Here is an 18,601-nt window from a genome sequence, read left to right as displayed (position 1 = left end):
AACATTAGAGCCGTTTTCTTTGCAGGGAAGATAGAGTTTAAGTAATTATTTGTACCTTTGCAGATAATTATGCAACGATATTTTATCACCCTTTCATACGATGGAACAGCCTATCATGGCTGGCAGATTCAACCCAATGGAATTTCTGTTCAGGAAGTATTGGAGCACTCTTTGTCTACAATACTAAGAGAAACGATTGCCGTTACAGGTGCAGGACGTACTGATGCTGGTGTTCATGGCAGAATGATGGTTGCACACTTTGATACTGAGCAGTCATTTGATTGTGAGCAGTTGGTATATAAAGTAAACCGCCTTTTACCACGTGATGTATCTGTAAACAAGATAGAAGCTGTTGGTGAAGACCTCCACGCACGTTTCTCAGCGACCTCACGTACTTATCATTATTATGTCCATACGGGCAAACAACCATTCTCACGACAGTATTCGTGTGAGCTTCGTTATGCCTTAGACTTTGATAAGATGAATGACGCAGCAGCCTATTTGATAGGGGAGAAAGACTTTAAATGTTTCTGTAAGACGGGTGCGGATGTAAAGACTACTATCTGTAATCTGACAGAGGCACGATGGGTTCCTGTCAATGAAGAGTTTGCTTTGACTACAGATGATACTGTTACAAATTGGTGTTTTGTGATAACAGCTAATCGATTCTTACGCAATATGGTACGTGCTGTTGTTGGAACTTTAGTCGAAGTAGGACGAGGTCGTCTTTCGTTAGATGATTTTAAGAAGATTGTTGATGGAGGAACAAGAAGCGATGCAGGTGAAAGTATGCCTGGTAATGCGCTTTTTCTTTGGGAAGTAAAGTATTAGAAAAGAACTTATGTGGATTCTTTTGGCTTTCGTCTCAGCAACATTGTTGGGACTTTATGATACATCGAAGAAGTATTCTCTTCGTGGGAATGACGTCATACCTGTACTCTTTCTCAATACACTCTTTTGTTCAGTAATCTTTCTACCATTGATATTATTATCTCAATATACCCATGTTCTCGATTCCAGTATCTTTCATGTAGGTGCTGGTGGTTGGGAGATGCATCGATGGATCATATTGAAGAGCGTTATTGTACTCCTGTCTTGGGTATTCGGTTATTTTGCAATTGCGCAACTACCCTTAACGATAGTCGGTCCAATTAACGCTACACGTCCTGTCATGACACTTGTCGGTGCAATGCTTGTCTTTGGCGAACGACTTAATGCTTGGCAATGGATTGGAGTCAGTCTGGCTATTATTTCCCTGTTTCTGTTAGCAAAAAGCGGTAAGAAAGAGGGCATAGACTTTAAGCACAATAAGTGGATTATCTTTTTGGTATTGGCTGCTGTGATGGGAACATGCAGTGGACTGCTTGATAAGTATCTGATGGCAAGCCCAGAGAATGGCGGAGTAGGGCTCGATCGTATGATGGCTCAGAGTTGGTATAATATCTATCAATGTATGATGATGGGTGCAGTTCTTCTCGTCTATATTTTCAATCAGCGAAAGAAAGCAGAACAGACAGTCCGTTTCTCATGGAAGTGGTCTATCTTACTAATCTCTATCTTTCTTTCAATGGCAGATTTTGCCTATTTCTATGCACTCTCATTACCGGGTGCAATGATATCTATTGTTTCAATGGTGCGTCGTGGCTCTGTTCTCGTGTCGTTCTTATGTGGTGCATTACTGTTTAGAGAGAAGAATTTAAAGGCAAAGGCAATCGATCTCTGTTTTGTGCTTCTTGGAATGATATTCCTATGGATTGGCTCACGTTAAGATGAAGATTTACACTTTAAGATAAAGAGTAAAAGTCTTTGGTTATTGATAAATATTTGCTATATTTGCAACGATATTGGTAGACGCGCTTTCAGCGTTTAATATGAATAGGACTGCGCATTAACTCCCCGAGGAGTCTTTACCGTGAGTCTCTTAAAAGACGATAATTATTATGCAGAATGTTTTTCATGGATTAGGAATAGCATTGATAACTCCATTTAAGGAAGATTTCAGTATTGATTATGAAGCACTTGAGAATTTGGTAAACTACCATTTGAATAACGGTGCTGACTTCTTCTGCATTCTTGCTACTACTGGTGAGGCTCCTTGCCTATCACGTGAAGAAAAGAATGAATTGACTGCTGTCATTAAACGAATTGTTAATGGTCGTGTGCCAATCCTGAAATATTGCGGTGGAAATAATACAGCTGCTGTTGTAGAAGAAATCAAAACAACTGATTGGAGTGGTATTGATGGTATTCTTAGTATCTGTCCTTACTATAATAAACCAAGTCAGGAGGGACTTTATCAGCACTTTAAGGCTATCGCTAAAGCAAGCCCTCTTCCAATTGTATTGTACAATGTGCCTGGTCGTGTTGGTGTTAATATGACAGCTGAGACAACAGTTCGCATCGCTTCAGAGTTTACCAATGTTGTTGCCATTAAAGAGGCTTCTGGTAACTTAGAGCAGGTTGATGAGATTATTAAGAATAAACCAAAGCACTTTGAGGTTATTAGTGGTGACGATGCGTTGACCTTCCCAATGATAGCAAGTGGTGCAGTAGGTGTCATTTCTGTTATTGGTAACGCACTGCCTAAGGAGTTCTCACGTATGATTCGTTTGGAATTCAAGGGTGAGTATGAGCCAGCACGTAAGATACATCATCAGTTTACAGAACTTTATAAGCTTCTCTTTGTGGATGGTAACCCAGCAGGTTGTAAGGCTCTCTTGAATGATATGGGTATGATAGAGAATGTATTGCGCCTTCCTTTGGTTCCAACACGTATTGAGACAAAGCAGAAGATGAATGAGATTCTTAAAGGAATGAGAATCTAAAACTAAGAAGTTTTAATATTGTAATATAGAAAAAGGGCAGGAGACTGCCCTTTTACATTGAGTATAAAGTTAAAGAGCACGATAGGAAACCTATCATGCTCTTTTTATTTCATGTATGAAATTTCTGTTTTATGCTTGATTTTTGGTTCATGCCTCACGGCAATCCCCAATCATCTTGCATCATTGTTACCCTTAATCAATCCTTTTTAATAACCTTAAACTAAAACCTATTTGTGTTATTTGAACAATCTCTTTTGTTCTACCTTAAACTAAATAACTAAAAACCTAAATCTATTACTACTAACCTAAACAATCTATTATTTGTCTTTTGACGATGCAAAGGTAAGCATTGTTTGCGCACACACCAAATAATTTACGCATAAATTTCCCTTAAAGGGGTGTTTCTTGATTTGTATCAATTACAAATAATGAAAACAGTTGTAAAGAGAAAGGAATGATAACAAGTAATTACCCCATTACTTCTTTGACTATATAAGGTTGTTGTATCCTATGATAGAAAGGATAATTTAGTAGATTTTCACTTCGGAAATAACCATAGAACCAACTACAGCATTAAGTTTCTTGACTAAGTCTGATTGCATCATGCAGAGATTGGCACGTAAAGCTGGGTTTATAATCTTTACGAATAGAGTTTGATTTTTGATAAACTTCTCTTGTGTGTATCGAGCAATAGTCTCACCAGCCACAGTGTCCCATGCAGCAATAATACGTTTCTGCAATAGGGGAGACTCAAGGCCTTCCTGCCTCAGAAACTGGTTGAGAACATCGTCTAATGCTTGTACTTTCCTTCTAAACATATCTTATCCTTCTCTTTCATTGATTTCTCCACCTTCCACAGAGAACAGCTTGTAACTGAACCCACTACCTTGTAAAATCTTGTCTAAGTGATCACGGTTGGTATCTGTTATGAAGATTTGTCCGAAGTCATCACCTGATACTAAGCGCACAATTTGTTCCACGCGACTACTATCGAGCTTATCAAAGATATCGTCAAGTAACAATAGTGGAGTGTTATTTCCTGCTGTACGTCTAAGGAAATCAAACTGTGCAAGCTTCAAAGCCAATACGTATGTCTTATTTTGTCCTTGGCTGCCTTCTCTTTTCATAGGATAGCCACCAAGTTTCATCACTAAGTCATCCTTGTGCGTGCCATGAAGTGAATAACCCATAATGCGGTCTTTTGCTCGATCACGCTGAATAACGTCTAACAAGTCACCACGCTGACAATGCGAAACATACTCAAGTGAAACCTGCTCTCGTTCACTGCAGATAGTCTGATAGATACGTTGAAAAACAGGTGTTAGCTCCTCTACGAAGGCAGCACGTTTTTTATAGACAGCCTCGCCATGCTCTGCCATCTGCATTTCAAGTAGTTCCAGAAGTGTCACATCTGGTTCTTCCTCTTGCTTCAACAAGCTATTACGCTGTTGTAAAGCCTTATTATATCGGCTGAGTGATTCTATATAAGGTGTGTCGTATTGTGAGATAACCACATCCATCAGCTTTCTTCTTTCCTCACTTCCACCTTCAATGAGTGTTGCATCAGCTGGAGAAACAAAAATCAATGGCACCAGTCCAATGTGCTGTGACAATCGTTTATACTCTTTCTTATTACGCTTAAAATGCTTCTTTGAGCCACGCTTCATTCCACAGTAAACTTGTTCGTGCTCGCCAGCATCCGTACTGTAGTCTCCTTCCAGTACAAAATAGTCTGCATCATGGCGCATCACTTCCGAATCCTTTGGATTAAAAGCACTCTTACAGAAAGAAAGATAATAAACCGCATCAAGCAGATTGGTCTTTCCCTCACCATTATGTCCAATAAAACAGTTAAGTTTAGCCGACAAATCTAATGTTGCCGCCTGAATATTCTTATAGTTTATAATGGATAGTTTCTCTAATTGCATTGTCTTAATTTATAGCTTTGAATGTTAAGGAAATGAGTGTGCATTAATATTTCTTGTATATGTTTAAATTATAAAGCCACTGCTTATCCTCTGTTCAGAGAATAAAATGTCGAGTTTATCTGATAAACCTTTAAACTCCATATTATTCCTTCTCATTCTTTGCAAAGTTAACTCATTTTCGTTCAATAAAAGAAAAAAGTCGTTGATAAATTTCAATATATGCGACTTTTTGATTAATTTTGTCCCGCTATAATGCACCCCTTACAGTTTAGAATAAAATAAAAACATCATAACGTAAAAATGGTAAACAACAAAGAACAGGGTACATACGAAGATACCCTTAACAATTCTGAGGCTACGTTCTTAAAGTACAAGAAGCCTTTGCTTATCGCTATCGTTGCTATTGTAGTAGCTATTGCTGGCGTTATCCTTTACAAAAACTATGTTTCTGCTCCACGTGAGGCAGAGGCAAGCACTGAGTTGGCTAAGAGTCAGACACTCTTCAATAATCAGCAGTATGATCAAGCTCTTGCTGGTTTCCAGAAGGTTCAGAGCGACTACAGCAGCACAGATGCTGGTAATCTCGCAAACCTTTATGTTGCGCTTTGCTATGCACATCAGGCTAAGCCAAACTGGGCAAAGGCTTTGGAGAATGCAGAGAAGTTCAGCACTGGCAGCGACCAGATGATTAGTCCAGCTTCTCAGATGGCACTCGGTGACATCTATGCAAACAACAACCAGAACGCTAAGGCTGTTGACTGCTTCAAGAAGGCTGCTAAGATGGCTAACTCTGAGGCTGCTGATAACACTAACCTCAGCATCGCTCCTTTAGCATTGCGCAAGGCAGGTATCCTCCTCGAGAGCGAAGGCAAGAAGGCTGAGGCACTTGAAATCTACAAGGATATCAAGAAGACATACGTCAACTCTCCTATCTATCAGGATATTGACAAGTACATTGAGCGTGCTTCTAACTAAGCAACCATGGCAACAGAACTTCATCATTTATCCGACTACGATGCACAGAGCGTACCAGACGCAAGTAACATGTGTTTTGGTATTGTTGTAGCTGAGTGGAATCCGGAGATTACTGGTGCTTTGCTTGATGGTGCTGTAAAGACACTCGAGAAGCATGGTGCTATCCCAGAGAATATTCATATTAAGACTGTTCCTGGTAGCTTTGAACTTATTTATGGTGCACAGATGATGACCAAGAACGACGGTTTTGATGCTGTTATCATTCTTGGAAGTGTTATTCGCGGTGAAACACCTCACTTTGACTATATCTGTGAGGGTGTTACATACGGTATTGCTCACCTTAATGCATCGCAGAACATTCCTGTTATCTATGGTCTTCTCACAACAGACGACCTACAGCAGGCTAAGGATCGCAGCGGTGGCAGACTTGGAAACAAGGGTGACGAATGTGCGATAGATGCTATTAAGATGGCTAAGTTCTAAAGCGATAGTTTAAAAAGAAAATATTAAAGGCAGTAGCAATGGTTTATCCCGTTAGCTACTGCCTTTCTTCGTTTGTATCTGTTCGGATGGTTTTATTCTTTATATAGCCCTTAATTTACATTTATTGCATGCTGAATTATCTTTACATTACTCCCTTGTTTTTTACTTAAAAAATAGCCAAAAGATGTCATTTCGAACGCCTTTGTAACTCTTTTGTTATAAAGGAGTTATAAGTATCTATTCGAAGAGGTGCTTAGTTGGACTTCAAAAGGGCGTTAGTTAGACTTCAAAAGGGCATCTTTTGAAAGCCAATTAAGCCTTAATTCAACTCCAATTAAGCACCACTTAGAGTATTGGGTACTGAATTTTTATTACAAAAACGAGGTGTAGAGTGTTTTGAGTGTTTGCCTCAAAGTCATCATCACTGTTTTATCCAAACAATGCTCTAAGTGCTTCTTCAACCTTTCTTACGGGATGAAGTTGTATATTGTACTTACCTGTAAGTCCAGAAAGGTTATACTTAGGGATAATGATGTGGCTAAAACCTAATTTCTCTGCTTCTGCAATGCGCTGCTCAATACGGCTGATAGGGCGTACCTCGCCACTCAGTCCAACCTCGCCACACATACACCAACCTTGTTCTATTGGTGTGTCAACATTTGATGAGAGTACGGCAGCAATAACACTGAGGTCCATTGCCATGTCTGTCACACGCAGACCGCCAGCAATGTTTAGGAAGACATCCTTTTGCATCAGTTTAAAACCGACACGCTTCTCTAATACAGCGAGGAGCATGTTAAGGCGCCGTTGGTCGAAGCCTGTGGCAGAACGCTGTGGAGTTCCATAAGCAGCTGATGACACAAGTGCTTGTGTTTCGACAAGGAAAGGGCGTGCACCCTCTATAGTACTTGAGATAGCAACACCAGAAAGTCCCTCATGGTCTTCTGTAAGGAGAAGTTCAGAAGGGTTGCTAACCTCGCGAAGTCCTTGCTGTTCCATCTCATAAATGCCGAGTTCTGACGTAGAACCAAAGCGGTTCTTAATGCTTCGGAGGATTCGATACATATAATGTTGGTCGCCTTCAAATTGAATCACGGTGTCAACAATATGCTCTAATATTTTTGGTCCGGCAATACTTCCTTCTTTATTGATATGACCAATGAGAATCACAGGAACGCCACTTGTCTTGGCAAAGCGTAGGAGGGCAGATGCACATTCACGCACTTGAGTGATACTACCAGGGCTGCTGTCAACGTCTTCCGTTGAGATTGTTTGGATAGAGTCGATAACAATAAGTTCTGGTTGTACGTCACGGATGTGCTCAAAGATATGTTCCAAGGATGTTTCCGACAAGATAATGATGTTCTCTGAAATATCTTTTGAAATTCGTTCGGCACGCATTTTTATCTGATGAGGACTTTCCTCACCGCTGACATAGAGTACACGTTGCGTCATGTGGAGAATCGTTTGCAATGTCAGCGTACTCTTACCGATGCCCGGTTCGCCACCAAGTAGTACAATACTACCCGGTACTAAACCGCCACCTAACACGCGGTTAAGTTCACTATCGTGCATGTCTATACGTGGATCATCATGAGATGAGATGTCACGGAGACGCTGTGGCTTGTTTGCCAAAGCCGAAACAGAGCCGCCAGAAGCCGCATTGCGCAATGTTGTTGCGGCATTGCGTGCAGCCTGTGACCCCGTGTCAGCAGCGATACGGAACTCCTTGAATGTGTTCCACTGCCCACAGTTGGGGCATTTACCAATCCATTTTGTACTTTCCTGTCCACAATTACTGCAGACGAAAGCTATCTTGTCCTTTGCCATAAGTAAGACAAAAGTAATAAGATTTTTCTTAGTTACAAAATTTATTCTTAATTTTGCAACTATATGAAACGTATTAATTACTTGCTCATACTGGCTGTGCTTGCGTTTGTTGGCTGTGGTAAGAGCGACAAAGAACTGCAAGCTGAACGTCAGGCACAGAAGTTGGCAGAGCGTGCAGCTTATCAGAAAGCTTATAAAATAGCTGTGATGCCTACAATGGATTGCCTGCCGGCGTATCTTTTGAAGGATAGCTTATTATATGATACAGCTAAGGTTGACATTAGACTTTGTAGGTTTAATGCACAGATGGATTGTGATACGGCTATGATAGGAGGAAGTGTACAAGCTGCATTCAGTGACCTTATCCGTACAGAAAGATTGAAGCATAGAAACAAGGTGCTGATGCACTATCTGACAGATACGAATCTTAAATGGCAACTGATTGCTGACAAGGATTCGAAGTTAAAGCAACTCTCTGACCTTAGTGATAAGATTGTTGCTATGACTCGTTATTCTGGAACAGACCTTCTGACTGATATGGCGGTGAAGAAGGCTAAGCCTAAGTATCAAGTTTTCCGTGTACAGATTAACGATGTATTGGTGAGACTTGCTATGTTGCAGAACCATGAGATAGATGCTTATTGGTTTTCTGAACCGCAGGCAACAAAGGCTTTGTCGGCAAATAATAATTCACTCTTTAACTCGGAAGATGCGGGTGTACACCTTGGCGTGGTGGCTATTATGGATAAAGTACGTCGTCAAGATGAAGAAGCCGCCTTTGCAGAGGCTTATGATAAGGCTGTAGAGCAAATCAATAAGAACGGTGTGAAGTATTATTCTGCCTTGATTCAGAAGTATATGAAGGTTGATGAAGCTGTCGTGCGAGCACTACCTGATATTAAATATACGAAGATTGGACCACCACGTAAGGCAAACTTGCTCATGGCTCGCAACTATCTTAGTGGCGGTAAGGTTAATAAATAAGAATTGAATAGTAATTAAATAAAGGAGTAGGGCTGTGAATGTAGAAGAGATTCTTAGCAAGGCTATAAACTGTTTGATGGACAGAAGGTTGAGTAATGCTATTGAGGTGTTAGAGCAACTTTATGTTCAGCGTCCATCACTCATGGGTCACAGTGAGTTTGAAGCTATCAAAACTGATTATCAGTTGATGGTAGACTATATGGGAAGGGGCTTTTCAGATAGTCATCGTGAGTCACTCTACAATACATTGTTGCAGCGACTTTACCGAGTTGCTGCTGACCTTGAAATCAGTTGGCGATGCAAGAATGTTAGTGCATACGTTAACTCTTTTAGGGTAATTGACCACCTGAATACCAGCCATGACTTCGTTCGTACGGTGTTAGAATCATTTGTTTCAGACATCGCTATGCTCTCACTTCAACCAGAAGAAATGAGAGAGCAGAAAAGTAAGGAACTATATGAACGCCACCAAACGTTTATTAATCGTCTTTTCAGTGCCTTATGGACATCGTGCCAGTGGACGGATGATGATTGTAAATTCTATACAGAGTTACTCCTTTCTCCTACTGTTATGTCAACTGATCAGCAAGTTATTGTAAGCGCTATTAGCCTTGGCGCAATGAATCAGTTTGATATTAATAAATTCAAAACACTTGTCAATGTATATCAGCAGGCTACAGACGAGCATGTAAGACAGCGTGCATTGGTGGGCTGGGTGTTAGCAGTCTTCGAAGGAATGGACATCTTCCCAGAGCAGGATGCGATGATACGTGAACTCTGTGAAAACCCTGCCATCACTCGTGAATTACTGACTTTACAGATTCAGTTCTTCTATAGCAAGGATGCTGAGAAGGATAATGACAAGATTCAACGTGATATTATGCCTGATATCATGCGTAACTCTAATCTGACAATTGGTCGACTTGGAATTATGGAAAAGGAAGAAGATGCGATAGAGAGCATTCTTCACCAAGATGCAGATGAGAAGCGCATGGAGCAGTTAGAAGAGAAAGTACGTAAGATGATGGATATGCAGAAGCAAGGTTCTGATATCTATTTTGGTGGTTTCAGTCAGATGAAGCGGTTTCCTTTCTTCAATGATATGGTGAATTGGTTTACTCCATTCTACTTAGATCACCCTGCTTTACGCTCTGTTATAAATAAATTAGGCGACACGAAGTTCTTGAATACACTCATGGAAAGAAGTAATTTCTGTGAGTCGGATAGATACTCTTTTGCTTTTGCTTTAGAACAAATTATCAATCAGTTACCTGCTGATATTAAAGATGCAATTGGCTCTGACGCTATGTTAGGTCCGTTGGCAGAAAGTGATGATACGGAAGATGCTATCAGTATTCGGCGTACCTACTTACAAGACTTATATCGTTTCTTCCGCCTTTATCATACAGCTAATGATTTTATTAATCCATTTGAGGATAATGGTAATGGAGACTTTGTTGCTGACACCTTCTTTTTTACGTATAAATCCTTTATGGGTACAGGACTGGATGATGTCAAGTTGCGTTTGGCTTCACATTTGTATAAGCATCAGCAGATGACGGAACTTGCAGAACTTTTGACTACTTTCCAAAGTGCAGACCCACGATATGCTATCTTAATGGGTTATACAAATATCAATATGGGTAAGGCTGAATTTGCTTATCAGTTCTTTGATTATGCGTTGAAGGCTGAGCCTGATAACCAATGGGCACTGAAAGGAAAAGCGAGAGCAGCACTTGATGCAGAGGATTATAAGACAGCAGAAGAGGTGTATACCGAGTTGCTGAAATTAGAACCTGGTCATAAGAATTACACCATGAATCGTTGTGTTGCACTATTGAAGTTAGGTAGGACGAGCGAGGTGCGTGAAGAGTTGTTCCGTCTTGACTATCAATACCCAGAAGACATGAATGTGAAGCGTGTTCTTGCATGGGCAATGCTGTCGGATAATAGCCTTGATAAGGCTTCACAGCTATATGACACCCTTCTTGCAGCAACTCCAGCGCATGAGGATTATCTGAATGCTGGTTATTGTCAGTGGGCTATGGGCAACGTTCAACGTGCTGTTGAGCTGTTTCGAGAATGGATGGTAAAGAGTGGAAAGAGTAGGGAGCAATTATTGGAAGAGTTCCGTAGTGATGCAGATACATTGACAATGTATAGCATCTCGGAAATTGATTGCTTCTTAATGTTAAGCTTAGTAGGTTAATAGGAACTACCATTAAGTTTTTAAATGCTAAATAATTATACTGTTGTGGTATAAAAAAAACTACAATGGAATTTATCAATTTATATAGATTAATAGGATAATGAACGAACAGATACACGAGAAACTGAAAGAGATTAAACAGTCTTTTCGCCTCTTGATGAATGGAGTTGCATCGCACTCTATGCGTCAGAAGGGTGTTACGTATAAAATAAATTGGGGAGTACCAGTACCTGATTTGCAGAAGATGGCGGCTGAGTATGGTAAGGATTATGAACTCGCTATTGAACTTTGGAAAGAGGATATTCGTGAGTGTCAGGTACTTGCTACGCTTATTATGCCAGCAGAGAAGATGGACGAAGACCTTGTGGAAGTATGGATGGAACGCCTTCGCACACAGGAAATGGCTGAGTTGTTGGCTTTTAATTTGCTTCAATATCTTGACTTCGCACCAGCTTTGGCATACAAGTGGATAGCTTCAAACCGTGATATGTATCAACTTTGTGGCTATCAACTTCTCGCTCGTTTGTTTGCTCGTGGTATGGAACCTAATGAGCGTGGTATTAATGAGTTTCTTGATCAGGCACACACAACGTTGGCAGGTGAGAGTCTACCATTGAGACATGCAGCATATAATTGTGTTCTAAGTTTCTGCGAATTAGGAGATGACTTTGATGTTATAGCACAGAAAGCTCTTGCTGATCTTAATATACTTTAGTATAAAGGGATAGTAGGAAAACTACTCTTTTATCAACAAGCTAAAGTAAGGATGTCTTCTTTTTAAGGCTTTATAATGTTTTGTTAGAAGAGCTATTATGGTCTTTTTTCCTATGCTCTACCAACGTATAGCTACTTTTCAAATGGCATATTGCTGCTTAGCACATGTGGTGCGGATGCTTAACACCATATGTGCGCATGCTTAGCTCAACATGTGCGGATGGTTGACACCAATGATATTGAGGGCAAAATACGATAGAATAGGGTGTGGAATTGAGAGAAGATAATCGTTAGATAAGAGTAATATTACCCATAGAAAAAGCCGACACACCATTTGGCGCATCGGCTTTTCTTTTTTATTTGTCTGCTGTTAATCGATTTCGACAGCTTACGATTTAATTTCTGGTCTTTTGGTTGCTTGATAATTACTAATCAAGATTAATCTTCTTTGAAACAATCAATGCCTCTGCGATTACGGCTGCAACGATAGTAACAATACCAAATGTTAACATAATGTTATCCTTTCTTCTTTGTGCAGAACCCCTTTGGTTCTGCGATTATTACTTATTTTTCTTTGGGAATTCAGTGCAAAGGTAGAAAAGATATTTGACATAGCCAATCCTTTTCGTTGTGTTTGCAACAATAGAGGTGTTTATTTGACATAAATCATTAGTATTGATTATAATCAAAAAGTAACTGAAATAAGTTCAAAAAAAGACGTATAAATTTGTCATAATTACTTAGAAAACGTATCTTTGTATCCGATTAAGTATTTAAGATAACAATACGTTTATGGAAAGGTTAATTATTAAGAACCAGGAGTTTGACAGCAGTATGGATGCTCGTTTTCTCGAGATTCAGAACGCTCGTCGTCAGGCTTTGGCTGAGAAGGCTAAAAAGCACTAAAAGAAACTATTCGCTGTTGCAGCTTTTTATAGCTTGGTGATGCGAATTAGGAAAGAAAACGGTAACAAGATTAAAGTTAGAGAGCAAGAAAAGACCCAATCACTTTATGTTGATTGGGTCTTTTCTTATTGTGATTTACTTAATCACTTAATATACTTGTAATGATTGTTTAGAAGTCTAAATCTTCTCCAACCTCATCAGCCTGCATTTCGAGTTCCTCTGGGTTGGTATCGAAAGTGGTACGATAGCTTTCTTCCGTGAGCTTATCCTCATCGAAATCCTCATCGTCCTCATCATCTGCATTTCTCTCCTCTTCAGGCATTATATCGTCCTCATCATCCAGATTCTTTAAAAGATCCTCGTCTTCCATCTCCTCAAGTGATGAAAGCTTTGTTGTGGTCATAGTTGAAATAGGCTTCTCTTTCGCAAAGATCGCTTCTGTCCATGAGCCCTTAGAAATCTCAAGAACTTCGAAACCATCAGCCACCTTCTTTTCATAAAGACCGCCTGGTTTTTTCAAGCGAGCTGTTGGAAGGGTGGTTGTACTTATATCAAATCCACTCAAGATAATATCCTGTACGCTCTGTGGAAGGCTTTCCCAGCCACCGCCAAAGTTGCGCTCAAGAATTTCAATTAGTTTCTGAGCTGATATATGATGGATATTTTCCCAAGTTAAATCAGTAATACGTTGGATTGGCTTTTTCTTTAAAGCCCACTTTACTGTGGTACCCTCATCAAGTCTAACTTGACCAACTTGGCAGCCACGTTCTTCGTATTTCTTGATAACTTCAGGCTTATCAATCTTAACTTCTTCTATGGTAAAGGCACTTTTGATTACATCAATATAATGACGCTCATTATCCCTTAAGTCGGCGTCACGCTCTGCTTGTGCCCAAAGGCGGAAGACATCGTTTTCCTGAATGTCCCACACATTGCTTTTTGTTAGATTCTTTAATGATAGTGCTTGTCCTTGTCGCTTCATATTGTGTTTACTTTTTCATTTTGCTTTTAGGTATAACGTTGTGCAAGGTTGTACCCTCAGACCTGCTGCAAAAGTATATACTTAAACGTAAACTTCCAAACTTTTTTGCTGAAAAGTTATCTAAAAGTGAGAAATAAGTACAATTTGAAAAAGCTATTTGCTAAGGTAGGGTACACAGTTCTTGATTTCTATAGGTAAAGCCTTTACTTTACACTTGTCTGCAGTAATGGATAACTCCACTACACAAGCCCGTGAATTCATCGGTTTTCTTTGGTCAAAAATAAAGTTTCCAATACCATAGTAAATCGGTTTTCCTCGATAAATCTCTATTGTTTGGAGCGTATGACTATGGTGTCCAACAATAGCATCAGCTCCTGCGTCAATTAGTTTGCGTGCATTCTCACGCTGTTGTGGAGTAGCTCTGAAATGGTGTTCCCATCCCCAATGTAGTATAAGGAGAATATAGCAATTCTTATCTGCTGCGCGTAAGTGTTCAACACGCATGATAAGACTATCTATACTCTCCTGACTAACACAAGGTTTTTGAGGAAGATAGGGAAAGTTTTCTAATGGTAAGCGTAGAGATGAAACTACCCAAACATGGCGTGGATTTGTAGAAATGAGTACTGGCTCTGCTGCTGCTTCCATATTTCTACCAGCTCCGATAGGTATCATTCCTGCCTTTTTAATCTGTTCTTGTGTGTCTAAAAGTCCATTTCTTCCTTGGTCAATACTATGATTATTGGCTAAGTTGAGGTGAGTTATGCCATGACGATGTAGTATAGGCAACCATTCTGGTTCCCCTCTAAAGATGAAACGTTTGAATACACGCTCTCTAATTTTAGTCACAGGGCACTCTAAATTGGCAATTACATAGTTGGAAGATTGGAACAATGAGTCGATACCAGATGAAAAAAGAGCATCAACTCCTGCCATGTCAATCTTCTGTCTTACCCCCCTGTCAAGTAGAAGATCACCTGTAATAACGATACGTAAGGTGTCGTCAGCTCTTTTTTGAGCCGATTTCTTTTGATGGATAAAACCAACTCCTATCCCATTGAAAGATAGTAGGATAGGAGTTAATAAGCATATAATAACTTTAACAGCCTGAACTATAGAATGTCTCTTCATCATCAGCACTCATTCCCTTTACAGGAGCTATAATCTCTTTCATCCATGATGGTGTTCCACCTGTTGGTGACTTCTTTAATTCCTCTTGCCATTCTTCGTCCGTCATACGTGGGTCTGACATCAATCTTGTAAACTCACGGTAAGAGAAGACGGAGCCACGTGTAAGGTAAAGGGAGCCGTCTATCTCAACTACTACGTATATTTCGTAAGCAGGACCAACTCCTTCATATAGCACACACTTATCATCTATGGCAACATTCTCGCCTCCAGCAGTGAAGACGTCAGCAACAACTGCGACTTTCTTGTCGGTACTCACTACATCAGACCATCCCTGCAACATCTGATTGTCCTCGCTGACAAGCTCCAAAGAGATGTTCTCCACAGTCGAACCAATGATTTCAATCTGGTTGTATTCCTCGTCAGTTATCTTTCCACCATTCAGTTCTTTTATACTGATGTCACGGCAGAATTCAGCCATTTCCTTTATTCGTTCATATACAGCCTTTGCCTTTTCAGTCTGTAAATTGTAAGTGGTGAGAACTTTATCCATTTTTGTTACAAGTGCAATAGCTTTCTCCCAGAACTTCACGTTAGGCTCAACATAACCCTTTACGACAGGTGGTTCTGGACCTCCAGAGCCACACTCTGCCACCATAGGCTGCTTTGCATAGAGGATAGCATCATGCTTTAATTCAGCCCAAGAAGCAAGTGCTGTGTTCAAATTCTTCTTCTGCCACTGTGGTGTCTGCATGAAATAAGGAAGCGACTGTGCGGTGTCACCTAATGACTGGAGCGTGTACATCCATTGATTTGCTACACAAGCCTCCCAAGGAGTATTAGCAACTTTCTTACGAGCAGTGGTTAATGCCTTTGGAAAATCCTTCCATTTCTGTGCTTCTTTCAGCTCGTCCATGAGAATACGTTCGGCACCTGGCAATCCCATGACAGCCATCCAGTCGAGTCCCTTTGGACATGGGCGGAGAGAGATAGGGCTATCTTGATCCGTAGTAGCTATCAATGCCTCTGCATCAGGTTGATAACGCTGTGGCATAATATCTACAACATATTTGGTTCCATGTGTTTTCTTCAACTCGATACGTGTCTGTTTCTTTGCTATTGCTTCAATGTTTGCTGTCAGTTTACCCATGTCTTTATTTGAAGATAATAGCTTTTCTATAGGTAAGTTCATCTTCTTAACAAGTTCTGCAACCTGTATGAGGGTAACATTATCAGGTGTCCCCATAAGATAAGTGATTGGTTCACTTACCTTGTTGTAGATGGTTTTAAGCTTTGGTTGTTGGTTGAAGACATTGGCAATAAGTGCTATCTGCTTCATCTTAGCAGGTTTATTCGTGCCGAAATGGGCTGTTTGTAACCACATCATACCACGGAAGTAACGACTACAAACCTTAGAACGGGTATAGTGACCACGTGGACGGAAGAGCGAATAAGCAAACATTCCTGTCTGAGAGTCATATTCAAGCATCTCAGAATATTCATTTTCAGCCTCGAAAGACTTAGTAATTTCTTCCATTACCATCTTCTTGTATGCTTCTGGGGCATTCAGTGTAGCTATTGATTTTGGTGCTTTATCATGACTAAAGAGCCAAGATGCGACGGCAAACCATGCCTGACCATATTCCGCTGCAGCCTTTATTTCTGCATTTTGACTGCTTGTAAGTGTCTTCATCTCTGCTCCCATTTTGGAAGAAAAGACAATCATCAGTGAGTCTAAGTGCTTTTCCTCCACATCGCGCAATACACAATCAAAATAGAGATGGAACAGTTGTAGGTAGAGGTCAGTGGTTACGAAGCTTGGAAAATCAGCATAGTCGTTCTTCTCATATACGTGGAAAAGCTGATTATGTTCGGCAGGAACGATAGCAAAACCATTCTGTCCCAACATGCTATATAGCTTTGGGTCGAACTCTTTCAGCTGGAACGGGTTGATAAGATTCTTCATATTCACCACGTCCTTACTGTTCGCTGGTTTAAAGTTCAGCTTTCGTAATTCAGCTTCTCGTGCACGGATGCGCTCTGTAAAGGCAAGTTGTTCTTTCGTATAACGTGGTGAGAACTTCTTATCAGGGGTCTCTTCTTTTTCATAGACATCCCAAAGTGCATCGTTATACCATGTTGTTGTATTGTATAATGCACGTAAGGTTGCATCCTTGAAAGGGTATCCCTGCCTTGCAGCAAAGGCGTTTCTGATTGCACGTAGTTCTACAAGATTGAGTTTAGAGATGTCCATCTGCGTATCAATCTTACCCTTTAGTTTTTCAATATTTATTTTTCCAGTACCAGGGAGAATAAGAGGAGTCTTCTTTTCCTCTGTACGTTCAATATAGGCATCACCTCTGCTGCCATCTGTCTTTTCACTTTGTGCCCATGCAGTAGGTGAGAACAACAAAATCAGGAATGCAATAGCTACTGTTCTGAATGCGTTCTTTTGCATTAGCTTGTAATAGGAATTGTGGTTCATCTTGTTTTATTTTTAATAGTTATGTTTTATATTTATTCGCTTGCAATAAATCGTTTAACGGCTTCTTCGTGGCTAACAGCTTCAGTTAAAAAGCGTACGAAAGAAAGTCCGAAGTCGTCCCAAACATAGTCTGCAACAACGTATTTATTATCGATGGTTGCTTGTAATGTACGTACGTATGGTTCTATAAAACGAAAATCGCATAGTATTCCACCCATTCGCGATCCCATCCACATGGGGCGTATTTTGTCATTTATCTGCTTAAAAATGAAGAGTCTACGTGCAGGCTGTGGGTAGAAGCGAGTCGGTTTGATGACGCCAACGATTGCTTCGTCCTTTCCATCTCCATTAACATCTCCTGTTACCAGTTGATAAACAGGGTAGGGAAGTTTCCATTTTGCAATTGCTTTTCTGGTTTTCCACCAGTTTTTGTGTCCTTTTTGCTCCGTATTCACTTGTACCTTAGGGTATAGGCACAGCCATGAAAGCGAATCGTTGACACGTTCTAACTCAAAGGTCAAGGGCTGTTGTGCCATAGTTTTTCCTACAAGGAGGATGAAAAGTAGCAGACAGCCAAACCGCTTGTATCTATTCTTAAACATATATGGTTACAAATTTAGGTACTTTCACGGATAAAACAAAATATTTGAAATAAAAAATCCTGATTTCACCGACGTGAAATCAGGACTGGCTGAGTGTCTTCGATATCCCAACAATATGCTGTGTAGGACTCGTGACAATTTTGTTATCCTTCACCTTAAAAAACTAACCTATGTATTTCAATCTCTTACTTGCGCGAATTATCCCTGCGTGGTTAACGCAAATAAATAACTATGTATATTTTGGTGTCCTTAGTAAAATAGTTCTTTATAACCTCTTTTCATCTCATACAAGTCAAAGTAAATCTCAACTTGGCTTGTGAATATTTATAGGGGATTTATTTCTTTTTGTTTTTAACAATCTGTGTTATGTTGTTGTTGTCATCCTCTAATTTTATATATGCAAAGATAGGATATAATATTCAAACAAGCAAATTTTTTATTTAGATTGTTCGCGCTTTAACATTAAATTAACTATAATGACCTTTAAACTTGCTTTTTTCGCTTATTTTTCTGCTGTTTTTTGCTTTCTTTGTACCTAAAACGCTTTTTT

General features: G+C 40.0%; 15 protein-coding genes. 8 read left to right on the top strand and 7 right to left on the bottom strand.

Features of this window, described 5'->3' with window-relative positions; all coding sequences use genetic code 11:
- The first annotated feature begins 69 nt into the window (after positions 1–69).
- From truA to dapA, 3 genes are all read left to right on the top strand, one after another.
- Complete coding sequence (gene truA / locus PMEL_RS07085) at positions 70–831, top strand: tRNA pseudouridine(38-40) synthase TruA (RefSeq protein WP_120174682.1); 762 nt, start codon at positions 70–72, stop codon at positions 829–831.
- Between the two features lie 10 nt (positions 832–841).
- Positions 842–1,768: an EamA family transporter gene (locus PMEL_RS07080; protein ID WP_120174681.1), complete on the top strand. Its 927-nt coding sequence runs from the start codon at positions 842–844 to the stop codon at positions 1,766–1,768.
- Positions 1,769–1,940: 172 nt separating this feature from the next.
- Entirely contained in the window at positions 1,941–2,825 is an 885-nt protein-coding gene (dapA, locus tag PMEL_RS07075; RefSeq protein WP_120174680.1) for a 4-hydroxy-tetrahydrodipicolinate synthase, read from the top strand.
- A 527-nt stretch (positions 2,826–3,352) separates the two neighbouring features.
- Here the strand turns inward: dapA and PMEL_RS07070 are convergent.
- A complete protein-coding gene (locus tag PMEL_RS07070) occupies positions 3,353–3,643 on the bottom strand; it encodes a DciA family protein (protein ID WP_120174679.1) in 291 nt (96 codons plus the stop codon).
- Positions 3,644–3,646: 3 nt separating this feature from the next.
- Complete coding sequence (gene recF / locus PMEL_RS07065; protein ID WP_120174678.1) at positions 3,647–4,753, bottom strand: DNA replication/repair protein RecF; 1,107 nt, start codon at positions 4,751–4,753, stop codon at positions 3,647–3,649.
- A gap of 300 nt (positions 4,754–5,053) precedes the next feature.
- Between recF and PMEL_RS07060 the strand changes: the two genes are divergently transcribed.
- Positions 5,054–5,728, top strand: a complete 675-nt coding sequence (locus PMEL_RS07060) for a tetratricopeptide repeat protein (protein WP_120174677.1) — start codon at positions 5,054–5,056, stop codon at positions 5,726–5,728.
- 6 nt (positions 5,729–5,734) lie between these two features.
- Positions 5,735–6,211: a 6,7-dimethyl-8-ribityllumazine synthase gene (gene ribH / locus PMEL_RS07055; RefSeq protein WP_120174676.1), complete on the top strand. Its 477-nt coding sequence runs from the start codon at positions 5,735–5,737 to the stop codon at positions 6,209–6,211.
- 429 nt (positions 6,212–6,640) lie between these two features.
- Here the strand turns inward: ribH and radA are convergent, their stop codons facing one another.
- Positions 6,641–8,041 (bottom strand): DNA repair protein RadA, encoded by a 1,401-nt coding sequence (gene radA / locus PMEL_RS07050; RefSeq protein WP_120174675.1) that lies wholly within the window; start codon positions 8,039–8,041, stop codon positions 6,641–6,643.
- Positions 8,042–8,104: 63 nt separating this feature from the next.
- Between radA and PMEL_RS07045 the strand changes: the two genes are divergently transcribed.
- The 3 genes from PMEL_RS07045 to PMEL_RS07035 all read left to right on the top strand — a co-directional run bounded on the left by PMEL_RS07045 (position 8,105) and on the right by PMEL_RS07035 (position 11,949).
- The gene (locus PMEL_RS07045) at positions 8,105–9,025 is read left to right on the top strand and encodes an ABC transporter substrate-binding protein (RefSeq protein ID WP_120174674.1); all 921 of its coding nucleotides are present in this window, start codon (positions 8,105–8,107) and stop codon (positions 9,023–9,025) included.
- 34 nt (positions 9,026–9,059) lie between these two features.
- Positions 9,060–11,234, top strand: coding sequence for a tetratricopeptide repeat protein (locus tag PMEL_RS07040; RefSeq protein ID WP_172586771.1), 2,175 nt, complete (start codon positions 9,060–9,062; stop codon positions 11,232–11,234).
- A 100-nt stretch (positions 11,235–11,334) separates the two neighbouring features.
- Entirely contained in the window at positions 11,335–11,949 is a 615-nt protein-coding gene (locus PMEL_RS07035) for a DNA alkylation repair protein (RefSeq protein WP_120174672.1), read from the top strand.
- A gap of 1,074 nt (positions 11,950–13,023) precedes the next feature.
- Here the strand turns inward: PMEL_RS07035 and PMEL_RS07025 are convergent.
- The 4 genes from PMEL_RS07025 to PMEL_RS07010 all read right to left on the bottom strand — a co-directional run bounded on the left by PMEL_RS07025 (position 13,024) and on the right by PMEL_RS07010 (position 18,051).
- Positions 13,024–13,836 carry a hypothetical protein gene (locus PMEL_RS07025; RefSeq protein WP_120174671.1) on the bottom strand — a complete coding sequence of 271 codons (813 nt, stop codon included), beginning with the start codon at positions 13,834–13,836 and terminating at the stop codon, positions 13,024–13,026.
- Between the two features lie 153 nt (positions 13,837–13,989).
- Positions 13,990–14,970 (bottom strand): CapA family protein, encoded by a 981-nt coding sequence (locus PMEL_RS07020; RefSeq protein ID WP_120174670.1) that lies wholly within the window; start codon positions 14,968–14,970, stop codon positions 13,990–13,992.
- The gene (locus PMEL_RS07015) at positions 14,936–17,422 is read right to left on the bottom strand and encodes a DUF3160 domain-containing protein (protein WP_231999436.1); all 2,487 of its coding nucleotides are present in this window, start codon (positions 17,420–17,422) and stop codon (positions 14,936–14,938) included. Before PMEL_RS07015 ends, PMEL_RS07020 begins: the two co-directional genes overlap by 35 nt.
- A 59-nt stretch (positions 17,423–17,481) precedes the next feature.
- Positions 17,482–18,051 (bottom strand): FG-GAP repeat protein, encoded by a 570-nt coding sequence (locus PMEL_RS07010; RefSeq protein WP_120174668.1) that lies wholly within the window; start codon positions 18,049–18,051, stop codon positions 17,482–17,484.
- Positions 18,052–18,601: the final 550 nt, after the last annotated feature.

The organism is Prevotella melaninogenica, from assembly GCF_003609775.1.
In the GTDB taxonomy this organism is placed as follows: domain Bacteria; phylum Bacteroidota; class Bacteroidia; order Bacteroidales; family Bacteroidaceae; genus Prevotella; species Prevotella melaninogenica_A.
Note: the sequence above shows the minus strand (reverse complement) of the source record. Positions and strands in the feature narration are given on the sequence as shown.

What these genes read in the sequence shown, in the direction of transcription:
- PMEL_RS07045 (WP_120174674.1), top strand. Translation starts at nt 8,105, where the DNA reads ATGAAACGTATTAATTACTTGCTCATACTGGCTGTGCTTGCGTTTGTT.
- PMEL_RS07070 (WP_120174679.1), bottom strand. Translation starts at nt 3,643, where the DNA reads ATGTTTAGAAGGAAAGTACAAGCATTAGACGATGTTCTCAACCAGTTT.
- PMEL_RS07025 (WP_120174671.1), bottom strand. Translation starts at nt 13,836, where the DNA reads ATGAAGCGACAAGGACAAGCACTATCATTAAAGAATCTAACAAAAAGC.
- PMEL_RS07015 (WP_231999436.1), bottom strand. Translation starts at nt 17,422, where the DNA reads ATGCAAAAGAACGCATTCAGAACAGTAGCTATTGCATTCCTGATTTTG.
- ribH (WP_120174676.1), top strand. Translation starts at nt 5,735, where the DNA reads ATGGCAACAGAACTTCATCATTTATCCGACTACGATGCACAGAGCGTA.
- dapA (WP_120174680.1), top strand. Translation starts at nt 1,941, where the DNA reads ATGCAGAATGTTTTTCATGGATTAGGAATAGCATTGATAACTCCATTT.
- radA (WP_120174675.1), bottom strand. Translation starts at nt 8,041, where the DNA reads ATGGCAAAGGACAAGATAGCTTTCGTCTGCAGTAATTGTGGACAGGAA.
- truA (WP_120174682.1), top strand. Translation starts at nt 70, where the DNA reads ATGCAACGATATTTTATCACCCTTTCATACGATGGAACAGCCTATCAT.
- PMEL_RS07060 (WP_120174677.1), top strand. Translation starts at nt 5,054, where the DNA reads ATGGTAAACAACAAAGAACAGGGTACATACGAAGATACCCTTAACAAT.
- PMEL_RS07035 (WP_120174672.1), top strand. Translation starts at nt 11,335, where the DNA reads ATGAACGAACAGATACACGAGAAACTGAAAGAGATTAAACAGTCTTTT.
- PMEL_RS07010 (WP_120174668.1), bottom strand. Translation starts at nt 18,051, where the DNA reads ATGTTTAAGAATAGATACAAGCGGTTTGGCTGTCTGCTACTTTTCATC.
- recF (WP_120174678.1), bottom strand. Translation starts at nt 4,753, where the DNA reads ATGCAATTAGAGAAACTATCCATTATAAACTATAAGAATATTCAGGCG.
- PMEL_RS07080 (WP_120174681.1), top strand. Translation starts at nt 842, where the DNA reads ATGTGGATTCTTTTGGCTTTCGTCTCAGCAACATTGTTGGGACTTTAT.
- PMEL_RS07020 (WP_120174670.1), bottom strand. Translation starts at nt 14,970, where the DNA reads ATGATGAAGAGACATTCTATAGTTCAGGCTGTTAAAGTTATTATATGC.